The organism is Clostridium sp. AF19-22AC, from assembly GCF_003479085.1.
GTDB lineage: Bacteria > Bacillota > Clostridia > Lachnospirales > Lachnospiraceae > Faecalicatena_A > Faecalicatena_A orotica.
In genome coordinates this window covers 1-12,931 of the sequence record NZ_QUGN01000035.1, presented here as the reverse complement: position 1 = coordinate 12,931, position 12,931 = coordinate 1, and the positions used below count along the sequence as shown (strand labels likewise).

11 protein-coding genes and 1 pseudogene are annotated in these 12,931 nt (G+C 43.1%); all 12 read left to right on the top strand.

Annotated features, from left to right (window positions below; all coding sequences use genetic code 11):
* Positions 1 to 113 precede the first annotated feature (113 nt).
* A pseudogene (locus DWX43_RS27705) lies at positions 114 to 689 on the top strand (patatin-like phospholipase family protein); the annotation flags it as partial.
* Between the two features lie 525 nt (positions 690 to 1,214).
* Positions 1,215 to 2,207 carry an ornithine carbamoyltransferase gene (argF, locus tag DWX43_RS27700; protein WP_330582322.1) on the top strand — a complete coding sequence of 331 codons (993 nt, stop codon included), beginning with the start codon at positions 1,215 to 1,217 and terminating at the stop codon, positions 2,205 to 2,207.
* A gap of 69 nt (positions 2,208 to 2,276) precedes the next feature.
* On the top strand, positions 2,277 to 3,257 hold the full coding sequence (locus DWX43_RS25045) for a biotin--[acetyl-CoA-carboxylase] ligase (protein ID WP_118622633.1): 981 nt from the start codon (positions 2,277 to 2,279) through the stop codon (positions 3,255 to 3,257).
* A gap of 66 nt (positions 3,258 to 3,323) precedes the next feature.
* Complete coding sequence (locus DWX43_RS25040) at positions 3,324 to 3,665, top strand: DUF6145 family protein (RefSeq protein ID WP_109732443.1); 342 nt, start codon at positions 3,324 to 3,326, stop codon at positions 3,663 to 3,665.
* Entirely contained in the window at positions 3,649 to 4,419 is a 771-nt protein-coding gene (locus DWX43_RS25035) for a type III pantothenate kinase (RefSeq protein WP_109732442.1), read from the top strand. Before DWX43_RS25040 ends, DWX43_RS25035 begins: the two co-directional genes overlap by 17 nt.
* A 13-nt stretch (positions 4,420 to 4,432) precedes the next feature.
* Positions 4,433 to 5,392: a tRNA dihydrouridine synthase DusB gene (dusB, locus tag DWX43_RS25030; protein ID WP_109732441.1), complete on the top strand. Its 960-nt coding sequence runs from the start codon at positions 4,433 to 4,435 to the stop codon at positions 5,390 to 5,392.
* A gap of 143 nt (positions 5,393 to 5,535) precedes the next feature.
* Positions 5,536 to 6,021, top strand: coding sequence for a transcription elongation factor GreA (gene greA / locus DWX43_RS25025; protein WP_109732440.1), 486 nt, complete (start codon positions 5,536 to 5,538; stop codon positions 6,019 to 6,021).
* 51 nt (positions 6,022 to 6,072) lie between these two features.
* The gene (gene lysS, locus DWX43_RS25020; protein ID WP_118622631.1) at positions 6,073 to 8,037 is read left to right on the top strand and encodes a lysine--tRNA ligase; all 1,965 of its coding nucleotides are present in this window, start codon (positions 6,073 to 6,075) and stop codon (positions 8,035 to 8,037) included.
* 63 nt (positions 8,038 to 8,100) lie between these two features.
* Positions 8,101 to 8,520, top strand: a complete 420-nt coding sequence (locus tag DWX43_RS25015; protein ID WP_109732422.1) for a hypothetical protein — start codon at positions 8,101 to 8,103, stop codon at positions 8,518 to 8,520.
* Between the two features lie 239 nt (positions 8,521 to 8,759).
* Positions 8,760 to 9,974, top strand: a complete 1,215-nt coding sequence (locus DWX43_RS25010) for an FRG domain-containing protein (protein ID WP_182440819.1) — start codon at positions 8,760 to 8,762, stop codon at positions 9,972 to 9,974.
* 179 nt (positions 9,975 to 10,153) lie between these two features.
* On the top strand, positions 10,154 to 10,741 hold the full coding sequence (locus tag DWX43_RS25005) for a response regulator (protein WP_118622627.1): 588 nt from the start codon (positions 10,154 to 10,156) through the stop codon (positions 10,739 to 10,741).
* Between the two features lie 34 nt (positions 10,742 to 10,775).
* On the top strand, positions 10,776 to 12,626 hold the full coding sequence (locus DWX43_RS25000) for a histidine kinase dimerization/phosphoacceptor domain -containing protein (protein WP_118622625.1): 1,851 nt from the start codon (positions 10,776 to 10,778) through the stop codon (positions 12,624 to 12,626).
* Positions 12,627 to 12,931: the final 305 nt, after the last annotated feature.

The following is a 12,931-nucleotide window of genomic DNA, read 5'->3' as shown; positions in this document are numbered from 1 at the left end:
AGGATCTGGCAGATGCCAGGTCCTTGTTATCGTTATTGTATTCTATTTGCTTGGAATAGAAGTTGCATTTTTATACCAGAATATAGTATACTATCATAAATCGAGGTGAGCGTATGGAAGTATTACTGGATCTGTCTAAGGAATATGGAATTGTACTGGATGGAGGGGGCGCCAGGGGTGCCTACCAGATTGGTGCATGGAAGGCGCTGAAGGAAGCCGGGGTAAAGATCAATGCCGTTGCAGGAACGTCTGTTGGAGCGCTGAACGGTGCCCTGATCTGTATGGATGATGTCGAAAATGCAGAGAAGATCTGGAGTGAGATGACATTTTCCAAGGTTATGGATGTGGATGATGGCTGGATGGAGCGGCTGTTCAGCCATGAGAATAAGTTTACGGAAGTCATCGCAGAGATCTGGAAGACCCTGTCAGACGGCGGTGTGGATGTGACGCCCCTGCGTGAGCTGATTCATGAAGTCATTGATGAAGAGAAGATTCGTGCATCGGGGAAGGAGTTCTGCCTCCTGACCTTTTCACTGACAGACTTTAAGGAACTGGACCTGAGTCTGGAGGATATCCCGGAGGGGATGCTGGAGGATTTTCTGCTTGCCAGTGCATACCTTCTTGGTTTCAAGAATGAAAAGCTGCACGGCAAACGGTATATAGATGGCGGTGTCGTGAATAATGTACCGCTGAAGTCACTGGTGCGCCGGGGATACTCAGACATCATAGAGATCCGCATTTACGGGCCGGGCCGGGAACCGAGGGTGAAGATGCCTGATGACAGTGAGAAGTACCATATCGGGCCGCGGGTCGGTCTGGGAAGCATTATTGAGTTTGACAGCAGGAGGAGCCGCCAGAATTTGAAGATCGGGTACTTCGATGCAAAGAGGATGCTGTACGGGCTGGAGGGATTTATTTATTATCTGGCATGTACCCATGACGAAGCATGGTTTGAAGAACGGTTTTCAGATATCAGTGAGATAGAAAAGGCGGAGATGGCGTTTATCTTGAAGCTGCCGCCGACATTTACCGGAAAAGAGTTATATATGGCGATGCTGGAAGCCAGCGCGAAGCAGCTGCGGATTCCAAAGTACCAGATATATACAGTGGATGAATTATTTGACCTGACAGCGAAGAGATATGAGGAACTGGCGGACAAGATTCACCTGCCCAGATTTACACACGTACTAATGAACATAGGAAGGGAAAATGAGATGAATTTAAAAGGAAGAAATTTTTTGACACTGAAAGACTTTACACCGGAAGAAATTACTTATCTGCTTGACCTTGCTGCAGACCTGAAAGAAAAGAAGAAAAACGGAGTGCCTGTAGACCATTACAAGGGAAAGAACATTGCCCTGATCTTTGAGAAGACAAGCACAAGGACCCGCTGTGCATTTGAGGTTGCCGCACATGACATGGGAATGGGAAGCACATATCTTGATCCAAGCGGTTCCCAGATCGGTAAGAAAGAGAGCATCCGGGATACGGCAAGAGTATTAGGAAGAATGTATGACGGAATTGAGTACCGCGGATTTGGCCAGGAGGTCGTAGAAGAACTGGCAAAATACGCAGGCGTGCCTGTGTGGAATGGCCTGACAAATGAATACCACCCGACCCAGATGCTGGCGGACCTTTTAACGATCCGTGAACATTTCGGAAGACTGAAAGGCATTAAATTAGTATACATGGGTGATGCAAGATACAACATGGGCAATTCCCTGATGATTGCATGTGCAAAGATGGGAATGCATTTTGTGGCATGCACCACGGCAGAATACTTCCCGAATCAGGAACTGGTCGACACCTGCAAAGGCTATGCCGCAGAATCAGGTGCGACAATCACCCTGACAGAAGATGTTGACGCAGGGACAAAAGATGCGGATGTCATCTATACGGATGTATGGGTATCAATGGGCGAGCCGGATGAAGTCTGGGAAAAGAGAATCAAAGAATTATCACCATACAAAGTAACAAAAGAAGTTATGGAGAACGCCGGCGACGGAGCGATCTTCCTCCACTGCCTGCCCGCATTCCACGACTTAGAGACAAAGATCGGTAAAGAGATGGGTGAGCGTTTCGGCGTGAATGATATGGAAGTAACGGACGAAGTATTCGAATCCGTGCAGTCAAAAGTCTTCGATGAAGCAGAGAACCGTATGCATACAATCAAGGCAGTCATGGTGGCAACATTAGGCGAATTTTAAGAATATTCAGAAAACGGAGGGCAAAGGGGTCAGACCCCTTTGCCAATCGTTTGAATTTGGGGTGAAGTTTTGAAGGCGGAAATATTGAAAATGCTGCGTGAAAGTGACGACTATGTCTCAGGCCAGCAGATATGTGAGAAGTTTGGTGTCTCCCGCACCGCAGTGTGGAAGGCAGTCAACCAGCTGAAAGAAGAAGGCTATGAAGTCGAGGCCGTGCGCAACAGAGGGTACCATATTATAGACAGCCCGGATGTGATCACGCTTGAGGAACTGACGAGTCAGATTGATACCGTCTGGGCAGGAAAACAGGTATATTATTATAATGAAACTGACTCCACGAACATCCGGGCAAAACAGCTGGGGGAGGAAGGTGCACCGCACGGAACACTTGCAGTGGCAGACCAGCAGAATGCAGGCCGGGGCAGGCGCGGCAGGGGATGGGAATCTCCAAAAGGCTGCAGTATCTACATGTCAATTCTACTGCGTCCGGAAATACCGCCTGTAAAAGCACCGATGCTGACACTCGTCATGGCATTAAGTGTAGCCGAAGGCCTGAAAGAAAGCACGGGGCTTGATGTTGAGATCAAATGGCCGAATGATATTGTACTGAACGGGAAAAAGCTGGTGGGAATCCTGACGGAAATGAGTACAGAGATCGATTACATCAATCACGTTGTAATTGGAGTAGGAATCAATGTTAATATGACAGGGCTTCCCGAAGAGTTAAGTGAAAAAGCAACATCTCTGCGGCTGGAAACAGGGCGGATCGTAAAGAGGAGCCCGATCATTGCGGCAGTCATGAGAAGTTTTGAAAAAAACTACAGCCTTTTTCTGGAAACACAGGATTTGGAAAAGATGCAGGAAGAGTACAACAGCCTGCTTGTAAATAGAGAAAAAGAAGTTAGAATCCTCGGGGCAAAGGAACAGTATAATGCATATGCCCTCGGGGTGAATAAGGAAGGCGAACTGCTGGTCCGCCGCGGGGACGGAACAATAGAAGCAGTCTTCGCCGGAGAAGTATCGGTAAGAGGAGTGTACGGTTATGTGTAGCCGGCAGTTGAATAGATGAATTGGGTCAGACCCCTTTAAACTCTTTGAAGAAAGGAACACTGGTATATGGAAGATGAGATTGTACTTTGTGCCGCCAGTTCTTATGAACGGAAGTTCTATCTGAACCCGGAGTTTGAGTCACTCCCGGACAGCATCAGGCAGGAGCTTCAGATCATGTGTGTGCTGTATACGGAAGATGTGGGCGGCGTGTTAATGGTTGTATACGATGAGAATGGAAATCTGGAACTGAAGGTCGAGCATCAGGAGGATGACCTGAGGTTTGATGAGATAGGAAGCGCACTGAAGATCAAAGAGCTTCAGCGCACGAAAGTAGAATTGTTTGAATCTCTGGAGCTGTTTTTCAAGGTTTTCTATTTAGGGGAGGATATTGATGTTACTGACGATTGATGTTGGAAATACAAATATTACGCTTGGTGTGTTTGACCACGATAAGTTAGCCGGTACGTTCCGGATGACGACAAAGCTGCCGAGGACATCGGATGAATACGGACTGACGATCTGCGGCATACTGGAACACAGGGATGTGGTCCCGAAGGATATTGATGCGGTTATCATCGCATCGGTCGTGCCTGACATCATGCATTCTCTTGGGAATGGAATTATTAAGTATCTGAAGGTAAAGCCGTTGATTGTATCGGCCGGAATTAAGACAGGCATCAGAATTGTGACAGAGAACCCGAAGGAAATCGGTCCTGACCGTATTGTTGATGCGGTGGCCGGTTATGAAATCTGCGGAGGACCGGTGATTGTAGTCGACTTTGGAACTGCTACCACATACGACCTCATCGGACCGAACGGAACCTTTGAAGCAGGCATCACGGCACCAGGCATTGAGACGGCGGGACGCTCCCTGTGGGGCGGGGCGGCTATGCTGCCGGCGATCGAGATCAAGAAGCCGCAGTCCATCCTGGCAAAGGAAACGATCTCCAGTATGCAGGCGGGACTTGTGTATGGAGCCATCGGACAGACGGAATATATTATAGAAAAGATCAAGGAAGAATCAGGTTATCAGAATGCGGTTGTTGTCGCGACAGGCGGCCTTGGAAAAATCATCGCACAGGAGACGGACAGTATCGATGAGTACAGGCCGGACCTGACTCTGGAGGGACTTCGCCTGATTTATAATAAAAACAGAAAATAGTGAGATAATAGAGATGAAACAGTTGAGAATTGGTAATGTACAGCTTGAAAATTCTTATATTCTGGGACCTATGGCAGGAGTAACAGACCTGCCATTTCGCTTGCTGTGCAAAGAGCAGGGGGCGGGCCTTGTATGTATGGAAATGGTAAGCGCCAAAGGAATCCTGTACAACAACAAGAATACAGAAAGCCTTCTGGAAATCCATCCCGAAGAGATGCCGGCTTCCCTCCAGTTATTCGGTTCCGATCCGAAGATTGTAAGTGAGATGGCAAAACGAATCGAGGAGCGCCCGTTTGCGATTCTGGATATCAACATGGGCTGCCCGGTCCCCAAGGTTGTCAAAAACGGGGAAGGTTCAGCACTTATGAAGAACCCGAAACTTGTATTTGAACTCGTATCAGCAGTGGTAAAAGCAATCGAAAAACCTGTTACCGTTAAAATAAGAAAAGGTTTCGACGATGATCATATAAATGCGGTGGAAATCGCTAAGATCATCGAGGAGGCCGGTGCGGCGGCAGTTGCCGTGCACGGGAGGACGAGAGAGCAGTATTATTCTGGAAAGGCAGACTGGGACATCATCCGGCAGGTGAAGGAGGCTGTCACCATCCCCGTGATCGGAAACGGCGACGTAAACTCCGGGGAAAAAGCGATAGCCATGCGTGAGCAGACAGGCTGCGACGGTATCATGATAGCGAGGGGCGCCCAGGGAAACCCGTGGATTTTCTCAGAACTTCTGGAGTATGAAAGAAGCGGCACACTCCCCCCGAGACCTTCGGTTGAGGAGATTAAGAAAACGATGCTTCGCCATGCCAGACTTCAGCTGAAATTTAAGGGGGACTTTATAGGCATGCGGGAAATGAGAAAGCATGTGGCATGGTATACGAAAGGGATCCACGGCGCGGCCAGATTCAGGGAACTGATTAATAAGGTAGAGACTTACGAAGAACTGGAAAATATCTTGACATCATTATAGGGATTGGGTATAATATTGAAATTGTGAAATATAAATTTAAACAGGACAAGAATCAGGACTATCCGGTTCTGGTATTGGGGCATAAAAAGCGGAAATGAAGTTACAAAAGCAGAGGAAACGAATAAGAAAGGGAGCAGTTAACAATGGCAGAATCAAAGAAAAGATTACTTACTTATGCAGGTCTGAAAGCACTTGAAGACGAACTTGAGAATTTGAAAGTAGTCAAACGCAAAGAGGTTGCAGGAAAGATTAAAGAAGCCAGAGAGCAGGGAGACTTATCCGAGAACGCAGAATACGATGCAGCGAAGGATGAACAGCGCGATATCGAGGCCCGCATCGAGGAACTGGAAGGTATCCTTAAGAATGCAGAAGTAGTTGTAGAAGATGAAGTTGATTTTGATAAGATCAACGTAGGGTGTAAAGTAAAGGTATTTGACGTGACATTCGATGAGGAGATGGAATTCAAGATCGTAGGATCTACAGAGGCTAACAGCCTTGAAGGCAAGATTTCCAACGAGTCACCGGTAGGTCAGGCATTGATGGGCAAAAAAGTAGGCGAGACCGTAGACGTAGAGACACAGGCAGGACAGATCCAGTACAAAGTACTCGAGATCAGCCGTTCAATGTAATAAAAACCAATGAAAGCAGACCCCTTATCAACAAGGGGTCTGAATTCGCTTATGAAGGAAGGAGAGAATACAGTGGCCGAGCAGCAGAAAAAGAATCAGAACAACGCACAGGAACCGGACCTGAATCAGTTAAGAAAGGTGCGCCGTGAGAAACTGGCAGACTTACAGAATAACGGGAAGGATCCGTTTGCTATAACAAAATATGACCAGTCACACCACAGCCAGGAGATTAAAGATAACTTCGAGGAACTGGAAGGAAAGACCGTATCCATCGCAGGACGTATGATGTCCAAGCGTGTCATGGGAAAGGCATCTTTCTGTAATGTTCAGGATTTAAAAGGGAACATTCAGTCATACGTGGCAAGGGACAGTGTTGGGGAAGAGCCATATAAAGAATTCAAAAAAATGGATGTGGGCGATGTTGTGGGCATCGTCGGAGAAGTATTCCGGACGAAGACAGGAGAGATTTCTATCCATGCAGCAAGCGTGACACTGCTCTCCAAGAGTCTCCAGATCCTGCCTGAAAAGTTCCACGGACTGACGAATACAGACATCCGTTACCGCCAGAGGTATGTAGACCTGATCATGAACCCGGAAGTAAAGGATACCTTCATCAAGCGCTCCAAGATCTTAAGCGCAATCAGAAGATACCTCGATTCAGAAGGTTTCATGGAAGTCGAGACACCGATGCTTGTAAGCAATGCAGGCGGCGCTGCTGCAAGACCATTCGAGACTCATTTCAACGCTTTGGATGAGGATTTTAAGCTTCGTATTTCCCTCGAATTATACTTAAAGAGACTAATCGTAGGAGGAATGGAACGCGTCTATGAGATTGGACGGGTATTCCGCAACGAAGGTCTGGACACAAGACATAATCCGGAATTCACACTTATGGAGTTATATCAGGCATATACAGACTACCACGGCATGATGGACCTGACAGAGAACCTGTACCGCCATGTGGCACAGGAAGTACTTGGAACTACGAAAATCGTTTATAACGGCGTAGAGATGGATCTTGGAAAACCGTTTGAAAGAATCACGATGGTAGATGCTGTCAGGAAATATGCAGGCATTGACTTTAATGAAATCAAGACAACGGAAGAAGCAAAGGCACTTGCAAAAGAAAAAGGCATCGAATTTGAAGACAGACATAAGAAGGGTGATATCTTAAGCCTGTTCTTTGAGGAATATGTAGAAGAACATCTCGTTCAGCCTACATTCGTTATGGACCACCCGATCGAGATTTCACCGCTCACAAAGAAGAAGCCGGAAAATCCAGACTACGTAGAGAGGTTCGAGTTCTTCATGAACGGCTGGGAAATGGCAAATGCTTATTCCGAGCTGAATGACCCGATCGACCAGAGAGAGCGGTTCAAAGCTCAGGAAGAACTGCTGGCACAGGGCGATGAGGAAGCGAACACGACAGATGAGGACTTCCTGAATGCACTGGAGATCGCTATGCCTCCTACAGGCGGAATCGGATTCGGAATCGACAGAATGTGCATGCTGCTTACAGATTCAGCTGCAATCCGTGATGTGCTGCTCTTCCCGACAATGAAATCCTTAGGCGGTTCCGATACCCCCAAAAAAGCAGAGAAGGCTGCACCTGTTCAGGTAGAAAGAGTAGAAGAAAAGGTTGATTTTTCTAATGTGAAAATCGAACCATTGTTTGAAGAATTTGTTGATTTTGAAACATTCGCAAAGTCTGATTACAGAGCAGTAAAAGTAAAAGCCTGCGAAGCAGTGCCAAAGAGCAAGAAGCTTTTGAAATTTATCCTTGATGATGGAACCGGTACAGACCGTGTGATTTTAAGTGGTATTCATGAATATTACGAGCCGGAAGAACTGGTTGGAAAAACCTGTATCGCAATCACAAACCTGCCTCCAAGACCGATGATGGGGATCGATTCCTGCGGTATGCTGATTTCAGCGGTTCATGAAGAAGACGGACATGAAGGACTGAATCTGCTGATGGTAGATGATCGGATTCCGGCTGGTGCGAAATTGTACTAAAGAGTTTGACAGGAAATAGATAATTTCAATACACAGTATCGAACAAAAGATAAGGAATTTCATATGACGGACTGGAACAAAGAATTTCACGGTATATCTATTAACTGTGAAGAAAAATTAATCCAAATTAAGAATGACCGTGCACTTCTCTCATTTTTAGACGACCCTGCAACGAAAGGTTCTCTCTTGATTTCGGAATATGCCCATCAGCTTTATTTAAAAGAAATGGGCAGGCCGCTGAATATCTCTATAGACTCTGTTGCTATTGAAATATTAGGACATGTCTATGCAGATAAGTTTGCTGATTTGGCTTCATGCTTCAAAATCAAAGCACTTCAATCCAAACTGGCTGATATTAAGAGCAGAACTGATATTATTGATTGTGGTGAAAGAGATATTGATTCTGACCGCCATATATGGGACGATTTGGACAAACATAATTTAAAGCCTGTTATTTTTGCAATGTGCGGAAAGAGGGCATAATATTTTTCACTGAGCAGGCTTTTGGAAATATCCAAAAGCCTGCTTTAGTGTGGAAACAAAAGAATAGGATACTCATTGAAATAAATGTCGAATTACTATAGAATAAAGATATATGAAGGGCGGTGATTGTTATCTTTTTTTTCTTTTTCTTTTTTGATCAGATAATTGATAATCCGATTATTAGGGAAGCGTTTAAACAAGTTTGTGCAGATAAACTCTTATCAGATATGTATTGTGATATGGAGGAGTACATATCAGGGCGTATTGATAAAAAAGATATGCTTAACAGCCTTTTGGCCATTGAATCGCCGTATTCAGAGCTATATAAAAAACCGTATCCGACAGCGGAAGACGGAGTATCCATCTGGCGCGATTTTCAGAAGAATTATCTGGAGGATCTGGAAGGCTTTCATTTCGATGAAAGGAATGAAGAGTTTCAAAATGAATACCAATTAGGACTTTTAGAGGCTAAGGCCATAGTTAACTGGATGTACAGGGCATATCCTAATATGGAAATGCGAAAAGATGAGACTAAAACAATTCTGCATCAAATTAGCAAGACTTTTGATATAGCGGAACTGGATTTTGCTGACTGCATTATATATGTAAAATCTAAGGTGGAAATCAATATTATTAACTCCTTCGGAAGCTTTTGCAAAGCAATGCAGGACATTGGTTCTGCTAAAAAGACGTCTTATTACCGCGGGCATTCAGATATTAATTACCTGCTGCTCCCTTCCATTATGAGAAGGCGCGAGTGGCTGGACCATGAATGCGATATGTACAATGAACTTATCATCGAATGTCCGGAGGAATTTTCGCACTGCTTTGCACATTTGGACTATCTGGTCCATATGCAGCACTATGGCCTGCCTACCAGAATGCTCGATGTTACCCGGAATCCTTTGGTGGCTTTATATTTTGCGTGCGAAAGTAATCCAACAAAAAAAGGTGAAGTCATTGTTTTTGATGTCGAAAGGGAGATTGTAAAATACCCGGGCAGCGATACCGTAACGATACTGGCCAGTATTCCATTGTTTAAAAAGAAATTAAAGGTAGATTTGGCTGCTTGGGCAGCTGACCCTAAAATTAGTCAGAAGGATTTTAATGAAAAGGCGGTAAGACTTCTGCATGAAGTCAAATTAGAAAAACCGGCATTTAGAGATGAAATTAGAAAAAAGGACATCTTGGATTGTTTCTTTGTATTATCGGAGAAGAGAAATAACAGGATAATTAAGCAGGATGGAGCCTTTATAATATGCGGCCTTTTTAATAAGAGGTATAATCCTATCCATAACTACCGTTATACATATAAAGGGAAAATCCAGATATACACCATTCCCGCTAATAAGAAAAAAGGGATACTGAATATGCTAAATAAATTCTCCATTAACAAGGCATCGTTATTCCCGGAAATCTCAGATGTAACAGAATTTATTAAGGGTAAGTATTAACTTAACATTCCCTATTGCCGAAAAGGCTCGCCGGAAGGCGGGCCTTCTATTTTTGCTTATTTGATATAATATTTTCCAATCGATAGTTTTGACTTGCGATAAAAAAGAAAAATGTATATAGTATAAATGAGATTTCATTTTATACTAAGTGTTGGAGTGTGTTTAGGAGAGGAAGCGTAATGAAACAGTTGAGGATTGTCATTGCAGAGGATGAGGCTCTGGTTTTAGGAAATTTTAAAAGGAAACTTGAAAAGATGGGAAATATTGTTGTCGGAACCGCATGTGACGGACTTACGGCTGAAAAGAAAATCAAAGAGCTAGGCCCGGACCTTGTGATTATGGATATCAATATGCCTAAAAAGAATGGTCTGTCGGTAATCGAATCAAACTGTCTGAATCCGTTGATTCCTAGTATTATAATTACAGGGCATTATTCGGATGAGCTGATCCGAAAAGCGGATAATAATTCAATCTTTGCATATCTGATGAAACCGGTTGATGAGAATCAGCTGGAGGCCGCAGTTAATGTTGCGTGGAGAAAATACGAGGCATACATGGCAGAAAATATAAAATCCCGAAAACTGGAGGAATCTCTTGAGGATAGAAAATATATTGAGCGGGCAAAAGGAATTTTAATGGACCGGTTTTCACTGAAGGAAAAGGATGCCATGATCAAGCTTCAGACTATGAGTAAAAATCGTAATAAAAAGCTGGCCCTAGTTGCAAAAGAGATTATTCATGCAAATGAAATACTGGATATAGAGTAAATATTGCAAGTTTGGATAAAGACAGAGGTGTACAATGCTGAAGCTGAATCATATCACAGGAAGTAAAGAGAACAGTAAAGTTCGGGAATTTAACTTTTGTGTCCACCCAAATTGTATTTCTGTAATTCTCAGTCCCAGTGTAAATTTTCTGGATGAACTCCAGACGATTTTATGCGGGACGGAAAAAATTACATCAGGTGAAATCATTTTAAACGACTGCAATTTTTATGATAAAAAGAAAAAGCATAGAGTCGCAGCAATTTTGAATGAAGGTAACCTATTTGAGGCGCGTACTGTAGCGGAAAATATTTTTACAGAAAAAAGTTTTATATCCATTGGAAACCCGAAAAACGGTAAGGTTTTTCAGCAGTTATTAAATGAAACCGGATTTTCCCTTGAATATCGGGATAAGGTAGAGGGGCTGACAAGTGAGCGGAAAAAAATAGTAGAGATACTTAGGGCATTCTATCAGGAGCCTGAGTTATTAATTATACGAGAGCCTGCAAATCAGCTTTCCTACAATTCGTTTGCCATTTTTCTAAAAGTGCTGGAGAAAATGAAAAGAAAAGGAACTGTGATTTTATGTCTGACAAGCCAGTGGGAGGAATCCATAAAGCTGGCGGATGAAATTACAGTGGTAGTTCATGACAGGATTCAGAAAACGTATCAGGCAGAAGAAGTAAAAAAGGATCCAAGTATACTTGGGTACTTGCTGATGGGAGCCCAGGATTATATGACATCTTCTGAATGGGAGAAAAAAGAAATAGATTCTTTGCGGACCCTAAGCATAAATATTCAAAAAAATGCAAGTGGTCATGATATAAAAAATGTGTTGCAGGCATATTCACAGTACTTGATTGGAGAATTATCGGCTTTAAGCGGACGGGCATATTTTATTTCCCGGAAACAGAATAAAATTGTTGATATGGTAGGTGTGAATGATAATAACGGTAATTACGCGCCACATTTGAAGAAGAGAACCATTCATATGATTCTGGAGCAGGAGGATTTCTTCTGTATGGATCATTCAGAACTTACATTTTATGATAATTTCGAGGAAAAGACGATAGTATCGGCTATGCTGGCTTATCCGATAAAAATCAGTACAGATATAAGTGTACTCTTTCAATTTAACTTCAATGAACCATACAGTTTATCCAAAAGACAGCGTCTCCTGATTGAATGGGTAGCTCAGGAACTGGCGATTATTTTAGAAAATTCACAGTTGATGGGGCATTCCGTGCTGCTTCGGGAGAGTTATCACAGAATTAAAAATAGTCTGCAGATTGTAATTAGTCTTTTGGAGATGGAAAAAGAAAGTATTGGTCAGAAAGTAACAGAATCTTCGGCAATTGAGACAATGTCACAGTCGTATGAAAGTACAATCGGAAGAATAAAGAGTATCGCACAAATTCAGGATCTGTTGACAAAATCAAATTTTCTAAATAATTTGATGGATATGTATTCCATTGTGAATGCGGTCTGCAGCTTTTATAAGGATAATGCAAAGATAACCTTAAAATTTAGTGATATCTTAATTCCATATTCAAAAGCTGTATCAATTGCCCTTGTAATTAATGAGATTATCAGTAACAGCGTAAAACACAATTATGACATGAAGAACGAACTTATGATAGATATTGCGGCAAGGAAGGACCAGAACCAGATACAACTGACCTGCAAAGACAACGGTATTGGATTTTCTGTAAAAAAGAAAGATACAGAAATGAGCGAAGGCGTTGGAATGTCCGTGATACAGTCGATCATATGTTTTGAACTAAATGGTGCGGTTGATTTCAGAAATGATAATGGTGCTTTAGTGACTATTGATATCCCGCTGGAATCGTTACTCCCGCTGGATATACAGGAACATGAAAAGGGATAGAATATTTGAATTCTATAAAGTGAATTAGATATAATTACTAAATTTTGCAATTGGAATATAGTGATTTTGTATAGTTGACACAAAAAAAGGATTGTGCTATTATTGTTATAAATTAAATATTCAGTTTCGGCTAATGGCTGGCCGGACATGTACAAGTTATGATAGCTAGTATATTATGTCAAGTTTTCTTGGCATTGATGTGCTAGCTTTTTTTGCGTTCTTTAATCGCAGCAGTTCAGAAAATCTATATCAGGCAGAGGGAGGAAAGATTGAAAATGAAAAGTAGAGGTTATCCATTACCTTAA